The sequence below is a fragment of the Bacillus sp. 5RYD7K genome (genome assembly GCF_059831465.1).
This window is the reverse complement of record NZ_CP191200.1, coordinates 991075-1009175: the sequence shown is the minus strand read 5'-3', so window position 1 is coordinate 1009175 and position 18101 is coordinate 991075. Positions and strand designations below refer to the sequence as shown.

Here is an 18101-nt window from a genome sequence, read left to right as displayed (position 1 = left end):
CTTAGAAAATATCTATAAATAGATTTCATCTGTATAACCATCTGCATCTCTATCTATGTTAATTGCTATTATTAACCCCTAAATGGATCAAAACTTAGAGCTATACATTTATACTAATATCATCTGTGTGACTTACTGCGTAAGCGTTTATTTATATTTCGATGTGATGACCATCTTAACTTTATATGAGTCTCATAAGGATTATTTGAGAAATGCCCTTTTGCATTTAAAGGTCCTTTATTTCTAACTGACATTCTATAGTAAGGTTTTTTTCGCTGACCAGAATTCTTCCCCATTAATCTTACTGTATGTTTTTTAGTAGTAACTACCCAACCTTTCTTAGTTTTAGCTCTCTTAATCACACCTTTGTTTGCCTTTGCGACTTTTCTAGCATTCCAATATGTTTTAGATAATTTTCCAGCCTTATATAGAGTACGTCCTACTCGTAGATAGTTTCCTCCGATTGCTCCGCCAGCGGCACCTAAGGCTACAGATCCAACTAACCTCCAACCTCTTGCTCCCTTTGCCTTCGCTGCTTTGTAAGAAGAGACTCCTCCAATTAAAGCACCTACTACCATCCACACCCAATGCCCATCCGGATCGACGTTCATGACTGGGTTGTTGTTTCCATAAGTATACCCATTCTGATCCAGCGAATCTCCGTCGCTGCCCGGGTCAGGGTCGAGTGATAAGAATACGCCGTTTCTTGGTTCGTAGTAGCGGGCCATGAGATAGTACAGGCCGGTTTCTTCGTCGTATTGGTAGCCTGCGTAGCGGTAGCGGTTGTCTTTTACTTCGTCGCTCGCTTCGGTTTTTGTCGGATTTCCCCACGCGTCGTACTGATATTTGGCAACGGTTTTTCCGGTGCTGTCTGAGATCGCGATGACGTCACCGTGTGCGTTGTAGTGATAGAAATATTTCTTGCCGTTCTCTGTATAGGATAACAGCTGGCCGTTGTCACCGTACGTGTATGATTTTGTGACGTTGTCGTCGTCTGTTTCATACAGGACGTTCAGGCTGTCTCCGTCGTAGAAGTAGTTCGTAACTTTTCCGTTGACGGTTTTTTGGATTCTGTTTCCTTTTTCGTCATACTTATATGTTGCGAACGGTTTGTCTTCGCCTTTTTTTGTAACGGCGGTCAGGTTGTCTTCCGCGTCCCACGTATATGTGTATTTGCCGTCGGATGTGCGGTTGCCGTTTTTATCGTAGGACAGGTCTTCGTCATTCACCTTCGTCAGCTGGTTCATGATGTTGAAGGATGCGTTGACTGATTTGCTTGCGCCGTCCTTTGTTGTGGTGACGTTTGTCCGGTTGCCGAAGCCGTCGTACGTATATTGAATGACGGTGCCGTCTTCATGAGTTTCTTTGACGAGCTGATTGAGCTTGCCGTATTCGTACTGCACCTTTCCGCCCGCTGAGCTGTCGATGACCGTGCGGTTCCCGTTGGCGTCATATTCGTAGCTTTCCCGGAAGATGCTGCCGCCGTTTTTCGCTCCGATATGAAGAGAGCTGACGAGATTTCGCTCATCATACGAGAAGCTCGTGCCGACTTCATTTCCGCTGATGAATGTCTGGACATTGCCGTTTTCATCATAATCAAATGTATAAGCTGAAGAGCCGTCTTTCATTTCAATCATTTGATCAAGTTTGTTGTACGTAAAGCTGTTTGTTCCTTTTTGGCCGCCGTGGCTCCATGAGAAAGTTTTCAGCTTATCTGAATCAGCCGGATACGTCCAGCTTTGGCTGCCGCCGCGGTCGGTTAATTCGGTCAGGCGGTTTTTGTTGTCAAAGGTGCGTTTTTTCGTTGTATTTTGTTCTTTGTTTGTGACCGACGTTTCATTGCCGTTTTTGTCATAGGTAAAGTTGTATTTTTCAGTGCCGTTATACGCTTTTGACTTAACCCGGTCGGTGCCGTCATAGGTCAGCGACACTTCATTGCCGTTGGCGGAAACAGTTTTCGTCAAGTTGCTGTTGGCGTCATATTCACTCTTTAATACATTGCCGAGCGGGTCGGTTGTTTTGACGAGCTTGCCCATGACGTCATATTCATATTGATAGGTCTGGTCTGCGCCGGCCCGAATCGTTTTTGTCAGCTCATTTCCTTCCTTGTCATAGCTGTGAAGGATGGATGTGCCGTTTGACAGGGTCAGCTTTGTCAGCTGGTCGGCCTGATCGTATTCGTAGGCGGTTGTTTCGCCTTTCGCGTCGGTTTCAGATGTTTTCTTGCCAGTCTCGTCATATGAAGCAGTGCTTGCATACCCTAGTTCGTCTTCTTCTTTTGTGACATAATTTCCTTTTTCGTCATAGGTGTTTTTCGTCAGGATGCTTCCTTCGATTAAACGGATATCATCAAACCACGCCGTTCCTGTGGCGCTTTTTTGGAACAGAATGCTGATTTCGATTTTATTGATCGGCTTTGTTTTCGGAATGACTGCCGCTGCCCGGTTCCATTCCTGTGTCCCCTGCGGGAATTTGGCGGTGTAGACGCCCGTCGTGCCGTCCGCATAGGTGACGCCGGCCTGAAGCGCGTAATCATTGTCGTTCGTTAATTTTACGCCGTCAGCCTTGGACATCCCTGTCAGCGTGATATATACCGGCTTATCGTCCGCGCTTTGGCCTAATGTGACGGTTTGTTTTGCGGCCGCATTGGCTTGTGATGCATTTGTGCGGGACGCTTTTAATGAGCTGTCATCATCGAAGCCTTCATCAAGGTCAGCGGCGGCTCCGCTTGTGCTCCAGCCGTCTGCTTTGGCCGTGAAACTGCTGTTTTGAACCGGGTTATAGCTTGAAGAGACTTCGCCTTTTTCCAGCTGAACCTGATCAAACCACGCTTTTCCTTTGCCGTCCTTGTCGTTATGATCCACTTCCATATAGACGATGGCTTTTCCTGCATTGGCCGGTGTTGTAAAGGTGATCTGCCGTTTCGTCCAGTCATTCTTTCCGGCTAATGCGCCTGATTCATTGTGAATCCATTGAATTCGTTTTTGGTCTTTGTCACGCAGATCAATGTTGAAATACGCTCTCGCCTTTGTCAGATCTGTTTTGATCTGGCCGCTGAGTGTATACGTCGTATTCGGCTCAAGCTGCACTTCCTGCGTTGCGGACGCATGGCCGTGCTCTGTTCCGGCTGAAACGGATTGTGAGGTGATCTCCAGTGCTTTTTGTCCGGACAGCGCGCCGCTTCTTGCTTTTACAGACGCAATACTTCCGCTGTCTCTCGTAGCGGTGAGATTCCAGCCCAGCTTTGTTCCTTCAAAGCTGCCGTCTTTCAGCAGACTTGCCGAAGCTGCCAGCTCTTTGCTTGATTGAATGAGATTTCCGTACTTGTCATACACGGCGGCGGATGAGGATTTTCCGCTTTGATCCGTTTCAGATACGGCATCCAGTCCGTCGTATGCAATATCAGTGACGTTCCCCTCGGTATCCTTCATTTTCGTTACGTCATTGTTTTTGTTGTACTGATACGTTTCGGTGCCGTAGTTGTCTTTTACGGCTGTGACGTTGCCGTCTTTATCATATTGATAGCTTTCTGTCGCTTTGCCCGCATCCGCGTCGTTCGGATCGGTGTCCTGAATGACGTTGTTGCCTTCGTATACGGTGTTGGTCGTGATTTTCAGCCCTTCGGCATCATCGATCATCTGAATCGGGTTGCCCGCCTCGTTATAGCCGTACTGCACTTTTCGACCGTTCGGCTGCGTCATGAGCAGTGTTTTTTTGCCGGCGTCATAGCTGTAATCATACGTTTCTTTTTTCGCATTGACGGCTTTGGCGAGGCGGTGGCCGCTGTATTGGTATTCAGTGAACAGCGGTTTGTCATCCGTACTGTTTGCGGAATACTGCTTGACGAGGCGCCCGTCGGCATCATAGTCATAGCTTGTGACGCTGCCGTCAGTATCCGTCACCTTTTTAAGAAGGTCTTTGTCATATGAATACGAAATCTTTTTGTTTTTCGGGTCTGTTAAAGATGTGACATGGCCGTTTTCATCATAGGTAAACGTCAGCTTGCGCCCTGATGCGTCTGTTATGGCGGTCAGCTGATTGCTGTCGTTATACTCGTATACGGTTGTGTTGTTGTGTCCGTCAACGATTTTTTGGAGCTTGCCGCCTTTTTTGCTGAAATAAGCGTTCGTCTGATCTTTTGTTTTTAATACAAATTGATCGCTTGTTTCCGTCAGTTCGAGATAAACGCCCGTCGGCGGCTGATACGTGCCGTCAGATTTTTTCGTGAAGACATGTGTTGTCGCGTCCTCATCAATATAAACGGCTCTGCCGTCTTCAGAAAGGATCGACGTTTCCGCATCGGCATACCAGCCTTGGCCGAACATATGGTCAGAGCTGTCAAGGCTGTTGAAGGTCCGGGAGAGTCCGAGCCCCGGTCCGCGTCCGTCGATTGACATATCTTCTTCATTGACGATGACATTTCCCGTCGCGCCATTCAGCTGTCCGTCCGGAATGTCAATAATGGACCAGAATTCTTCCGTTCCGAGGAATTCCGCCCCTTCATGGAAAACAGGGTTAAAAGGTGCCGTCGGTATGCTGTCACCGTTTGCGTCATAGGCGGTCAGTGTGAAGGAATAGTTCTTCTTTCCTTTGTAATTGCCGTTTGCGTTTTCGTAAACAGGTGAAGGGTCAAGCGCCAGTTCGCCGCCCTTTCCGTCCGTGTGAAGCTGGAATCTTCCCGCTTTCACTTCATCGGCTGACGGCCAGATGTTTTTGTTTTGGGTCGTCCAATGATCGGTATCCCCGACATCAAATGATTGATAGTCTTTTCCGTTGTAGATATTGATTTTGTAGCCTTTGGCGTTTTTGACTTTATCCCATATGAGATTGACATAACCCGTTTGGCTCGATTTCGTGTTTGTATAGACATAGCCTGTCAAATTTTTCGGCTTTGCGATATCAGGCAGCGCCGGACTAGCTTCCGGTGAGGCGATCGCTTCCCCGTCTTTGTTATAGGCGATGACTTTAAATCCGTAGGATTTCCGGTTTGCGTCTCCGCCGGCGTTTTTATAAACAGGGCCCGGGTTGATCGACAATTCCGCGCCTTTATTGTCTTTTAGGTGAAGCGCATATTTTCCGGCGCTGATTTCCGCCTTTGTCGGCCAGATGTTTTGATCTTTTGTGGACCAGGATGTTTTATTTCCGAGGTCAAGCGTTTCAAAGCCTTTGCCGTTAAAGACTTGCATTTTATATCCGGCTGCGCCTGATACGGCTTTCCAGGAAAGATCAAACCAGCCTGTTGCGTTGTTGTTATTAAAACCTTTCGTGCTTGGCCTTTGAACTCTGCCAATATTCGGAATGACGGGCTTGGCAGCCGCAGACATGGCGCCTTCTCCCTGGTCAAACACCGCGCTGACCGCGACCCAGTAATTTTTGCTTGCCGGATAGCTGCCGCCGGAGTTTTTATAGACCGGTGAAGGGTCAAGCGCTAATTCACTTCCGCCTTTTCCGTCTGTATGCAGCTTATATTTACCGGAATCAATTTCCGCTTTTGTCGGCCAGATGTTTTTTCCTTTTGTGCTCCAAGAGGTTGCATTGCCAACAGAAATGGCTTGATATTCTTTCCCGTTATAAAGCCACACTTTATAGCTTTTGGCGCCTTCAGCTTTTTTCCAGCTGATATTGAAAAATCCTGTCGAATCTCCGTTATGATACGCTTTGACAGACGGCGTGTCCGCCTTCGGAATCGTGTATGTCACTTCGATGTAAGGTTTTTTGTCGGAGTTTGCTGATGACATCAGCTTCTTCCAATATTCTTTTCCGTTGCCGTTTGTGTGAAGCTTAAAGCCGTAATTGGCGCCGCCGCTGTTCCACGACTTGACTGCGGATGTGACATCGAAGCTTGCCCATTGGCCTTTATAGACCTCGGCTTTGCCGATATTTTTGGAGTCCGGCTTGTTCTTCCACGTGATCTTGGCATTGTCGTAATTGCTGTTTACGGTGTCGAGCCAAAGCCCCGTCGCCTTTGATCCGTAATAGGAGTGGGCTGTGTATGCTTTAAGCGTCGCTTTTGTCACCGTCATGTTTTTGATCGGCTTTAAATTATCAAACTTCATAAATGCGTAGTTCGTTCCGGTTGTGCCGTCATAATAACCTGTTTTCAGCACGTACGCTTTCAATCCGGCGTCCCATTTCTGCGACGCGGCAGAGTAGTTTGTCGTCGGATACGCGCTCATGACAAAGGTATCGGATGACACGGATACTGATGTTGACGGGTCAATAGATACCGGATAAACCCGCTTGGGATCTTTCAGCCATTTTTCATCGGCCGTTACATGGAGCAAGTAGCCTTCACTGTTTTTTTCAAGCTTGAAGCTGACATCTTCTGACCTGCTGACTTCACCTGACTTTTCGTCGAGATCTGAGTCGGTCATAAAAGGCTTCGGCACAGTGTAGACGACATTGTCTTTATCATCAGAAAACGCGATAGAGCCGTCTTCCTGTTCTTTAGCCTGAAGGTCGGTTTTGATTTGAAAGGTGAAGGAATTGTAGCCTTCATATTTGTGAAGCACAAGGTCTTCTTTTATGTTTTCGTTAAATGTGTAGGTTTGTAAATCAATAGCAGGAAACACTTGCTGATACGTAAGCTCGTTGCTGTCTTCCTTGACTTTTGCTGAGGCATCTGTCGGAGTGATTGCAGCCTGATCGGGGCCTTTTGCGCCGGTTAAAGAGTATGTGAGCTTATGATCATCGTGTTCAAATGTAGCGTATAATCCGTTTTTCATTTGCTTCAGAAAATCGGAGTTCAGCACTGTATTTTCCGTCCCGACTTCCTTTGAGCCGGTTTTCAATTCAGGAGAAATGTCTTCCCAGTCCGCATTGGCGGTTTCTTTCGTATGAATGGGGTCTGTGTAGATTTCCTGTTTGTATACACCCTCGCCCTCATAATAAAGTTTTGAATTCTCAGTTCTTTCAGACGTGATCTCACCGTCTTTATTGATATCTTTTTGATCAAACGGCATCTGCTCGGATGCTTTTTCCGCCGGAAGATCTTTTTCCGGGTCTGCTGCCGGAATGGCGGCGGTTTTCACTTGATCTTGTTTTTCACGTGTTTCTGCCGCAAATACATCGGCAGGCGCAATGGAAATCATAAGCGATGCCGCAAGAGTGCCGGCCAGCCATTTTTTCCACTTGTTCTTTTTTCCTATTTTCATAGGTTCTCCTCCTTCTTTTGTAATATAGGCTTAACAATAGTAATATTATTGAAATTGTTTATCAATATTTTCCTAGGTATTTAAGGTTTTTTTAAGGATGATAGGAATTTATGACCTTTTACTCATATAAAAAAACCGCCGGCTAGGGCGGTTTTTCGTATTATGGATAGCGAAGATTTGTATTTTGTGCTCCCGCGTAGGATTGGGCGAAGTTTTTGGCATCCTGCGCTGAAAGCGTGCCGTAGCTGTAATTGGATCTCGGATTCCAGCCGGTGCGCGGTGATTTCGGAGCTATGAGCGACGGGAATGAACCGATGTCAGTGAATTGGGCCGTCCCGTAGTCGTCTATCATTCCGCCTTTTTCATTTCCGTTGCCGAAGTAGTTGGCTTCTGAGAAGACAGTCGCGTTTGTATGAATGGTAAATCCTAAATTGAAATTGGTCACATAGTTGTTTTTCGCGTGAAAATAGCCGTATCTCATCAGGCCCGGTGAACGGACATAGACGTTATTAAAATAGTTGTTGGTGATCGTCATATGCGGATAGCCGATATAATTGCGGCCTTCGTTATCATCATTCGGATAGCCGAGAATCAGGCCGTACAGATGATCGGAGAATTTTGAATTAGACAGCGTCACAAAATCCGCTTTGGCGCCGACATACAGAAGCTTTCCCAAATCGCTGTGGCTGTTCGGATTGTAGCTGTGCCCTTCAAACCACACGTGGTCAATCCAGTAATTCTGTCCGTTCGCTATGTACATCGGAATGTCGTTGTTACCCGTAATAGCTGCACTATGGCCGATAATGAGATTTTTGAAAATCACATTGTTTGAGCCGGAGCCTGTTGTCAGATAGATGTTGGTCAGCCTGTGGCTGGTATAAGAGCCGACGATGGTTTTATTGGCGCCGACTGTCACGACGGCTTTACCCGGGGAGTAAATATCACTGGTGATGACAATGGTTTTGCGGTCCGTCCCGCCCGCATTGTTTTTCAAATCATTGAGATTGCTGACGTAGACGACGGGGCCGCCCTGGCCTCCCGATACGGCGGATTTTGCTTTTCCGTTATGATCCTTCGCATTTCCCGCAAATCCGGTAAGTCCCTGCATCACATCCGGATACGCCGCTGCCGCTTCTGCCTGCTTGGATGCGGAACATACGATGGCCAGACAAAGCGCAAATCCGAGTGCAGCTAAGAAAGCGAGATGACGCGTCTTCTTGATCATGCCCTTCACTCCTTTAATCTCTTAAATTGTAAGTACATGAAGTATTATACAATTACTATCCTCTTTTTCCATGATCTGTTTGTCTTCTTTTTCATTGTGGCTGAAAAGCCCCAAAACAAAAAAAGCAGCCGATACGGCCGCCTATATACGGGTGCTGTCTGCCTGAGCCTCCGCCGGCACGGCTTTATGCTTTCGAATCAAGGACAGCGCCATCCCCGCAAAAATCATCACAATCCCCAAAGATTGATAAAGATCGGGGCGAAATCCCGTAAACACGGTGTCAAGCACGATCGCCACCGCCGGATCAAGAAATACGATGATCGAAATAAACCGGGTGGATAAAAACCGCAGGCTGTCAAAAAAGAGCAAATACACAATTCCCGTGTGAATGATGCCGGTCGATACAATCATAATCCAGTTCACCTGCGACAAATCAGAAAAAGCGCCGAAACGGACGAACGGGAGAAGAATGATAACGCCCAATCCGGTCTGCAAACAGGTGACGGCATATGGGCTGAGGTTGTTGATACCTTTCCCGGCCAGTGTCGTAAAGGCGTAAAAAAGGGCGGCCAGCACAGCCCAAATAATACCCGATCCCATCAGCTGAGAAAATGACGTATTTCCGTTGATGCCGGAAATCAGGGCGGTGCCCAGAAAACAAATCACGATGGAACTGACGGACACAAGATGCAGTTTTTCCCGGTATATGAGACTCCCGAGGAGAAGAACGAGGACCGGTGCCAGATGATAAACGGAAATCGCTATCGTCACTGATGTTTCCTCAAATGATTTAAATAAAAACACCCAGTTCAGCACGAGAAAAAATCCGCAGGCCAGTGTCTGTAGCACCTCACGCCGGTTCCATTGTTCGGTGCGGTACCGTCCGGAACCAAACCAGCAAACGCCCAGAAACAATGAGGCGCACAGACATCTCACAAAGACCAGTTCAATTGAAGGCACATTCGTATGTTCTGAGAAAAAGCCGATTGATCCGAAAATGACCATGGAAATGACCATTTTGATGACGGCATTTGATGCTTGTTCAGCTTGCATTGATTCGCTTCCTCCATATCATTGACTGTTTATTCAGACAAATACTAACAGCCATTTTACTTGATTCAGAGGAAGATTTCATCCTATTTTTCGAAAGACGGAGGTCTTTTCTCATAAAAAAAGCCCCGCATCAGCGGGGCGGTCTGTTAATGAACGATCAGTACAGGGCAAGGAGACAATTGTGAGACTTTGTGGCTCACGCTTCCGAGCATCATTTCTTTAAATCCGCTGATTCCGCGGCTTCCGACGACAATCAGATTGAAATGCTGTTCTTTCGCTATGTTTAAAATTTGATGTGCAGGTTCGCCTTGAACGTACAGGCTTTCCGCGTTTACTCCGCTTTCCGCCGCTTTCTGCTTGGCATCTTCCAGAATGGCTGCTCCTTTTTGCGCGACTTCATGTTTGATGTCTTCAATGAAGTTTTCCGGAACATAGACAATTCCGGTTAAGGCTGTTGTGGAGACAACGGCTTCACGTCCCGCATAGAGAATGGTGAGTTCCGCCTGCTGTTCTTTCGCCAGATGGATCGCTGCATCCAGAGCTTTGCTGCTCATGTCTGAACCGTCTACTGCTGCAAGAATTTTTTTAAACATATGAATCCCGCCTTTCTGCTCTTATTGTCCTCCTCTCATTGCTGAATGTCAATTTTGCCGGCTTTCTCCGGAACATTGTGTTTACAGACTTTCTCCATTTGTGGCGATGACGTCTTTATACCAATAAAAACTTTTCTTTTTCTTTCTTTCAAACGTGCCTTTTCCGTCATTGCCGCGGTCAACATAAATATAGCCGTAGCGTTTTTTCATTTCTGCTGTTGAGGCGCTGACGAGGTCAATCGGTCCCCACGACGTGTAGCCGATCAGGTCGACGCCGTCTTCAATCGCCTCTCTTGCTTCTATTAAATGATCACGCAGATAATCGATGCGGTATTCATCCTGAATGCTTCCGTCTTCCTCCGGCTCATCAACCGCGCCGAGCCCGTTTTCGACGATAAAGAGCGGTTTCTGATAACGGTCGTACAGCGTGTTTAAGGTGATGCGCAATCCCTTCGGATCAATTGGCCAGCCCCATTCCGAAGATTTCAGGTACGGGTTTTTCACGCCGCCGAGAAGATTCCCCTTAGATTGCGCCAGATCCTCAGGCGCCGTGCTGGCCGTCATCGACATGTAGTAGCTGAAGCCGATGTAATCCACCGTATGTTCTTTCAGGAGCGCCTCGTCTCCTTCCTTCATCTCGATCGTAATTCCGTTTTCTTTAAAGAAGCGCTTCATGTAGCCCGGATAGCTGCCCCTCGCCTGCACATCAGAAAAGAACAGCGTGCTCCGCTCTTTTTGCAATGCCGCATATACATCCTCCGGCTTCGGCGTCATCGGATACGTTGTCGTCGCGGCGATCATGCAGCCGATCTGTGAATCCGGGATGATCTCATGGCCGGCTTTTACCGCCAGCGCGCTCGCCACAAATTGGTGGTGGGCTGCTTGGTACATCGTGTTTTGTTTATTTTCGCCTTCCCGGAATATAAGACCGCCGCCTGTAAACGGAGCGTGAAGAACGACGTTGATTTCATTGAAGGTCATCCAATATTTCACTTTGTCTTTATAACGGGTGAAAACCGTGCGGGCGTACCGTTCATAAAAATCGACCGTTTGGCGGTTTCGCCAGCCGCCGTAATTTTTCACCAGACCGAGCGGCATCTCATAGTGAGAAATCGTGACGACCGGTTCGATCTGATGTTTTCTCAATTCGTCAAACAAACGGTCGTAAAATTGCAGCCCTTCTTCGTTCGGCTCTGCTTCATCACCGTTCGGAAAAATTCTCGTCCACGCAATGGAGGTGCGGAACGCTTTAAAGCCCATCTCCGCAAACAGGGCGATATCCTCTTGATAGCGGTGATAAAAATCAATCGCGTCGTGATACAGATTCAGCGCATCGTCCGTCTCATGAAACGGAGACATAATGCCGTCCGGGGAGACATCCGCCGTAGAAAGTCCTTTGCCGCCTTCTTTATAAGCTCCTTCAATCTGATTGGCAGCCGTTGCGCCGCCCCATAAAAAACCTTCCGGAAATCTCTTCATGTTTTCTCCACCTCTTTTTCAGGATAACGCCAAAAGCGCTTCGTTCGGTTTGACCATTCCGCGTTTTTTCACGTCTGTAAATAAATATTGATCCGTATTCGTAATGATGACCGGCGTCATCACGTCAAAGCCGGCAGCCTTTATCTCTTCGATATCAAAAGTAATCAGCAGATCTCCCGGCGCGACGGCATCGCCTTCTTTGACGTGCATTTCAAAATGCCTGCCATCCAGCCGTACCGTATCAAGCCCGATATGAATGAGAATTTCGGCTCCCAGGGCACTCGTAATGCCGATGGCGTGCTTTGTTTTAAATACGGCTGTCACCCTGCCTTCTACGGGAGAAACCGCCGCGCCCTCTTCAGGCAGAATCGCAAAACCTTTACCCATCATTCCGCCGGAAAACACGCTGTCATTCACTTCGCTTAATGCTTTCACTTCGCCTTTAATCGGGCTGTGAATGATTTCTCCGCCTGCCGTCACACCCGGCGTTTCAGATGCCTTGTCCCGTTCGGACTGTACATCTTCAAACCCGATCAGCAGTGCCGCCGCCATACCCGCCGCAAACGAGATAAAAAGCCCGATCAGCGCGTAAAGAAACGTCGGCCCGATAAAGACCGGAATGCTCGGCAGACCCGCGTTTCCGCCGACAATGTAGGAAGCGACGCCCGTTACACCGTAAAAAGCTCCGCCTGCCGCGCCGCCGATTAAAGCAGCCGCGAACGGTTTTTTCAATCTCATGTTGACGCCGTACATGGCAGGTTCGGTTATGCCCATCAAAGCCGTAATGCTCGTCGTAAATGCGAGTGACTTAAAGGTTTTGTTTTTTGATTTCAAGAAAACCGCAAATGACGCGCCGGCCTGCCCCATGTTCGCCAAAAACATCGCAGGCAGAATGTAATCATGTCCGTTTTGAGCGATGTTATTGATCATGATCGGCACAAGCGCATAATGCATCCCCGTCATAATGATGAGCGAAAATGTGCCGGCCAGCAGAATCATTGCGGCAATCCCCGCATGACTGAACAAATAATTGACGCCGACAGACAGATCATTTCCGAGAATCGCGCCGAGCGGGCCGACTGTGATCAGTGTGACAGGCACGACGATCACAAGCGTAAGCATCGGAACGGCAATCAATTTCAAAGAAGAAGGAGTGATTCGGTCGATTCCCTTCTCCACATAGGACATCAGCCAGATCGCCAGCAAAATCGGAATGACTGTCGATGAATACGTGGCAGCGGTTACAGGAAGACCGATAAAGGAGATGCTTTTCCCAGACCCAAGCAAGGCAGTCAAATCCGGATGCAGAATCGCACCCGCCACAGCAGCCGCCACGTACGGATTACAGCCGAATTTTCTCGCCGCGCTTACCGCAAGCAAAATCGGCAGAAAATAAAACGCACCGTCACCGACAGCCGTGAGAATGCTGTGAGTCTGGCTCTTCTCCGACATCCAGCCGAATGTCACCGCTAACGCGACAAGTCCTTTTATCATGCCCGCCCCGGCAATGGCCGGCAGAATCGGTGTAAACACGCCGGAAATCACATCAAACACGGCACTCAGCACATTTTTCTTCTGCTTTGAAGTTTTGTTTGCGCTTTCATTGCTGAGCCCGCTGCTCTCCATCAAAGCCTGATACACCTTCGGCACATGATTGCCGATAATGATCTGAAACTGCTCGCCGCTGATATTTGTCCCCATCACGCCTTCCGTCTGTTCCAGCCCGTCCCGATCTGCTTTCGCATTGTCATACAGATTAAAACGAAGCCGCGTCATGCAATGGATGACACTCTGAACATTCTCCTCCCCGCCGACAAGTTGTACTATCTCTTTTGATATTTTATGATAGTCCATGAGTATACCTCCTTAAAAATGGGGGAACTGCCGGACGAAAGGTGGCCGCCTTTCTCCGGCTTTTTTGTTATGAAATCAGCATCACCTCCAAAAAAGGGTATAAAAAAAACCTAAACTGCACAGCACACGGGGGTCTTCCCCTGTCTGACGCAATTTAGGTTTTGCCTGCGGTTTGCAGTAACAATCCTAGGTGAATGATATTGGGTTGATATGTATACTTTAGCACTGGATTTAGGGGGTGTCAACGCTTACATTTTAATTGTTGTGTTTTAGTGATTCATATTATGTTACTTATGTAATGATAGCATAACTTAAAACAGAAACTTGATTAGTGTTTTCACTAATCAAGCATTTAACGGCAATATGCTTTTAAAAATTCCTTGTTCACAGCAAAAAGATACCGAATTGCTCTTCAAAAGTTACCTTTATCTTTTCTTCATCCTTAATATAAATGATCATATTATTGTTTACTTTCTTCAACTGTGTAACATTGTTCAGCTTCGAATGAAAAACGATTGATTCATCATAAGTCAGACTTACATCGCATTCCATCTTATATACATCTACAAATAGCACCAGTTTAAACCCTTTAGTATCTTTTACAGAATATATTAATTCTCCAGCATCTGGATTATCCGCTATACTTACCGGTTCATTCAAAAACAGCTCTAATAACTCAAGTTCATCATATTTTATAAACAAATCAAGTCACCTTCTAAATAGATTCATGTTATGGGCTATAGCTATAATATCAACTCCTGCCAATTAAGCTCACACCAATATCACATAGGATATCCGGTAAAACGGATCCCAGTTCCCTTCTCTACACTGTTTCTATATCTAAATCTGAAATTCAATATAAGTATTTTTATCCCAAATATAATTTAAGGCTTTTTAAGAGATACTGCACTTATAAAACAACCTCTAGAGCAAATTATAGAGTATTAATTACTTTGAAGTGATTTTTTATATTATAAAAAAAAGAACCTTCTTAATTAAAAGAAGGTCCTAAGTCCGGATCACTCCGCTCCCCAAACAGCCTCCCCATCACTGCTCAGCACACTGAACGTCACGACTTCTTTCTTCCTCTCTGAATCCCATTCTTTCAGGAAGGCGCCGTCATAATTTGTGCCGTTCAGGTTGATTCGGGCTTTGCTGCTGCCGGTTATTGTCCAGGTTCCGTTCATTTCCCCGGAAATGGTGCCGTTGGTGTTAAGCCGGATGGTTTTTGGGGTTTTGATTGTGGCTGTGATGTTTTTTCCGTGTCTGCGGAATCCCTTGTATGATCCTGTGCTATCTCATTTATTTTTTGAGAAAGAAACAGCCAAAACAATCCGTTCATGACATTCATTTGGATAAAACCATGCCATAAAAAAAGGCACATACTGATGGGGTATGTGCCTTTCTGTTCTTATTCCGTAATCAGCGTATGAATCAGCTTCGGTGCTTCCGCTTTTTCTGAGATGCGAATGTTGTCATAGACTTTGGCGGTCACGTCGTCAACGTTTTCGCGGTTGGCGTAAAGGGTGACGAGCGGCTCTCCTTTTTCGACTTTGTCACCGACTTTTTTACGGAGCATGATGCCGACGGCAAGGTCGATTTCGTCCTCTTTTGTCGCACGTCCCGCGCCTAACAGCATCGCTGCGACGCCGATTTCGTCAGCGATGATTTCTGAAACGACACCCGCTTCTTTTGCCGGGACGTCAATTTTGTACGCCGCCTGCGGAAGTTTGGACGGTTCGTCAACGACGGAAGCGTCTCCGCCCTGATTGCTCAGAAACTCTTTGAACTTTTCAAGCGCTTTGCCGTTTTTCATGACTTCCTGCAGCTTCGTTCTCGCTTCTTCCAATGTCTCGGCTTTTTTCGCCAATACGACCATTTGGCTGCCGAGCGTGAGGACGAGTTCGTTTAAGTCTTCAGGGCCTTCCCCTCTTAACGTATCAATGGCTTCTTGAACCTCCAGGGCATTCCCGATCGCAAAACCGAGCGGCTGCGACATGTCAGAAATCACGGCCATCGTCTGGCGGCCGACGTTGTTTCCGATGCGGACCATTGCTTTGGCGAGGTTCACGGCGTCTTCATCCGTTTTCATAAACGCGCCGGCGCCCGTTTTGACGTCAAGCACGATTGCATCTGCTCCGGCGGCGATTTTTTTACTCATAATAGAGCTTGCGATCAGCGGGATGGAGTTTACCGTACCCGTTACATCACGCAGCGCATACAGCTTTTTATCGGCAGGCGTCAAGTTGCCGCTTTGTCCGATGACGGCTACTTTGTCGCGGTTCACAAGCTTGATGAATTCATCTTTTGACAATTCCACGTGGAAGCCTTCGATCGCTTCCAATTTATCAATGGTTCCCCCCGTATGGCCGAGGCCGCGTCCGGACATTTTAGCAACGGGAACGCCGAGCGCCGCGACGAGCGGTGCGAGTACGAGAGTCGTCGTGTCGCCGACCCCGCCCGTAGAGTGCTTGTCGACCTTGATGCCTTCGATGGCGGAGAGATCAATCGTTTCCCCTGAATTGACCATCGCCATTGTCAGATCGGCGCGCTCCCGATCTGTCATATCCTGAAAGTAAATCGCCATGGCAAGGGCGCTTGCCTGGTAATCAGGGATGCTTCCGTCCGTATATCCTTTTACGAAAAATTGAATTTCTTCTGTTGTCAGTTCTTTTCCGTTTTGTTTTTTTACAATAAGATCTACCATTCTCATGATCTATCACCTGTCCTTCAATTATGTTCAGTGAATCAATCCCACGATCGCCGCTGTCAGGAAGCTGACGAGCGTTGCGCCGTACAGCAGCTTCAGCCCGAACCGCGCGACGACGTTTCCTTGCTTTTCATGCAGTCCTTTCACCGCACCCGTAATGATACCGATAGAGGAGAAATTCGCAAATGAGACAAGGAATACCGATACCACTGCCTGAGTATGCGCGCTGAAATGGAAATCGCCGGATGAGAGCGTCTGCATCGCCACAAATTCATTCGATACCATTTTCGTCGCCATAATGCTTCCCGCGCTCACCGCTTCATTCCACGGAATACCGGTTAAAAACGCAAACGGCGCGAAGACATAGCCGAGCAGCGCCTGGAATGTAATGCCGAAGACTGCGTTAAAAACGCCGTTGACCAGGGCAATGAGTGCGACAAATCCGATCAGCATCGCCGCTACGACAACGGCGACTCTGAATCCATCCATTATATACTCACCGAGTACTTCAAAAAAGGATTGCTTTTCTTCTTCAGGAACGACGATCAAATCCTCTTCTTTGGTGACGGTGTACGGGTTGATGATAGAAGCGATGATAAATCCGCCGAATAAGTTCAGCACAAGCGCCGCCACGACGTATTCCGGCTTCAGCATCATCATGTAAGAACCGACGATCGACATTGAGACCGTCGACATAGCAGATGCGCAAAGCGTGTATAAGCGCTGTTCAGTAAGATAGCCGAGCTGTTTTTTCAAGCTGATAAACACTTCTGATTGCCCTAAAATTGCGGAGGCGACAGCGTTGTAAGATTCGATTTTCCCCATTCCGTTCACCTTGCTTAACGCAAGACCGATATACTTCGTGATGAAGGGGAGGACCTTCCAATGCTGCAGAATTCCGATTAAAGCGGATATAAAGACGATCGGCAGAAGCACGCTCATGAAGAACGTCGTCTGTTTCGCATTCACAAGTCCGCCGAATACAAAGTTAATCCCTTCTGATGCATATTCCAGCAAATAGTTAAATCCTTTTGCAAAACCGCCGACAAGAAAATTCCCGATACCGGTGTTGAGGAGAATGTAACCGAGAACCAGCTGCAGCACGAGCATGACGGCGATCGGCCGGATTCTGATTCTTTTTTTGCCGTTGCTGGCGAGCCAGGCAAGACCTAAAAACACAATGATACCGATAATTCCGATGAGATACTTCATATGTGTTCTCCTTTTATTTGTATTCGCTTACAATTTTTTATGCATCAACAAAGAAAGAGGATGGCGGAAGCTTTCGGCTTCCGCACTGCTGATTAATAGTCGCTGCTGCCGCTGTCTCCGCCGCTCACGATAGAGACGCCCGCACTTGCGCCGATCCGGCTCGCGCCCGCTGCAATCATGCTGTCAACATCAGCTTTTGTTCTGATGCCGCCTGATGCTTTGACCCCGATGTCCGGTCCGACTGTTTTTCTCATAAGAGCGATGTCTTCAGCCGTTGCTCCGCCTGTCGAAAAACCGGTAGACGTTTTGACGAAATTGGCGCCTGCGGATACCGCCAAGCGGCACGCGCGCTCTTTTTCTTCGTCTGTCAAAAGGCATGTTTCGATGATCACTTTGACGAGCGCTTTTTTATCAGCTGCTTCAACTACCGCGCGGATATCAGCCTCAACAGCCGCATCATCACCGTCTTTTAATGCGCCGATATTGATGACCATGTCAACCTCAGTGGCTCCTTTTGAGATGGCATCCTTCGTTTCAAATGCTTTTGTTTCCGATGTCGTTGCGCCGAGAGGGAATCCGATAACGGTGCAAACGTCAACTCCCGTGCCCTTCAGCTCCTCCGCTGCGAGTTTGACCCAAGTCGGGTTCACACAAACGGATGCGAATTTATACTCTTTTGCTTCTTTTATCAGTTGTAAAATATCTGCTTTTTGTGTATGCGGTTTCAAAGCAGTATGGTCTATTTGACTTGCAATTGACATTGTATGCACTTCCTTTTTCCTAGGATACGTTTAGAATAACCGAATTTTGAACATATGTAA

General features: G+C 47.4%; 10 protein-coding genes and 1 pseudogene. All 11 read right to left on the bottom strand.

Annotation, left to right across the window (positions count from 1 at the left end):
* Positions 1-119: 119 nt before the first annotated feature.
* The 11 genes and pseudogenes from wapA to deoC all read right to left on the bottom strand — a co-directional run bounded on the left by wapA (position 120) and on the right by deoC (position 18041).
* Positions 120-7154, bottom strand: a complete 7035-nt coding sequence (gene wapA, locus ACQE26_RS05075) for a tRNA nuclease WapA (protein ID WP_500470843.1) — start codon at positions 7152-7154, stop codon at positions 120-122.
* 160 nt (positions 7155-7314) lie between these two features.
* Positions 7315-8379, bottom strand: a complete 1065-nt coding sequence (locus ACQE26_RS05070) for a polysaccharide lyase family 1 protein (RefSeq protein ID WP_500470841.1) — start codon at positions 8377-8379, stop codon at positions 7315-7317.
* 141 nt (positions 8380-8520) lie between these two features.
* A complete protein-coding gene (locus ACQE26_RS05065; protein WP_500470840.1) occupies positions 8521-9432 on the bottom strand; it encodes a DMT family transporter in 912 nt (303 codons plus the stop codon).
* A 146-nt stretch (positions 9433-9578) separates the two neighbouring features.
* A complete protein-coding gene (locus ACQE26_RS05060) occupies positions 9579-10025 on the bottom strand; it encodes a universal stress protein (protein WP_049627663.1) in 447 nt (148 codons plus the stop codon).
* A gap of 81 nt (positions 10026-10106) precedes the next feature.
* Complete coding sequence (gene bglH / locus ACQE26_RS05055) at positions 10107-11504, bottom strand: aryl-phospho-beta-d-glucosidase (protein WP_500470838.1); 1398 nt, start codon at positions 11502-11504, stop codon at positions 10107-10109.
* A gap of 18 nt (positions 11505-11522) precedes the next feature.
* Complete coding sequence (locus ACQE26_RS05050; RefSeq protein WP_500470836.1) at positions 11523-13358, bottom strand: beta-glucoside-specific PTS transporter subunit IIABC; 1836 nt, start codon at positions 13356-13358, stop codon at positions 11523-11525.
* Positions 13359-13742: 384 nt separating this feature from the next.
* Positions 13743-14060 (bottom strand): hypothetical protein, encoded by a 318-nt coding sequence (locus ACQE26_RS05045; protein WP_500470834.1) that lies wholly within the window; start codon positions 14058-14060, stop codon positions 13743-13745.
* A 317-nt stretch (positions 14061-14377) separates the two neighbouring features.
* A pseudogene (locus tag ACQE26_RS05040) lies at positions 14378-14632 on the bottom strand (lipocalin-like domain-containing protein); the annotation flags it as partial.
* Between the two features lie 137 nt (positions 14633-14769).
* Positions 14770-16071 (bottom strand): pyrimidine-nucleoside phosphorylase, encoded by a 1302-nt coding sequence (locus ACQE26_RS05035; protein ID WP_016937442.1) that lies wholly within the window; start codon positions 16069-16071, stop codon positions 14770-14772.
* 27 nt (positions 16072-16098) lie between these two features.
* The gene (locus ACQE26_RS05030) at positions 16099-17280 is read right to left on the bottom strand and encodes a NupC/NupG family nucleoside CNT transporter (RefSeq protein WP_500470833.1); all 1182 of its coding nucleotides are present in this window, start codon (positions 17278-17280) and stop codon (positions 16099-16101) included.
* A 92-nt stretch (positions 17281-17372) separates the two neighbouring features.
* Entirely contained in the window at positions 17373-18041 is a 669-nt protein-coding gene (deoC, locus tag ACQE26_RS05025) for a deoxyribose-phosphate aldolase (RefSeq protein WP_500470832.1), read from the bottom strand.
* Positions 18042-18101 lie beyond the last annotated feature (60 nt).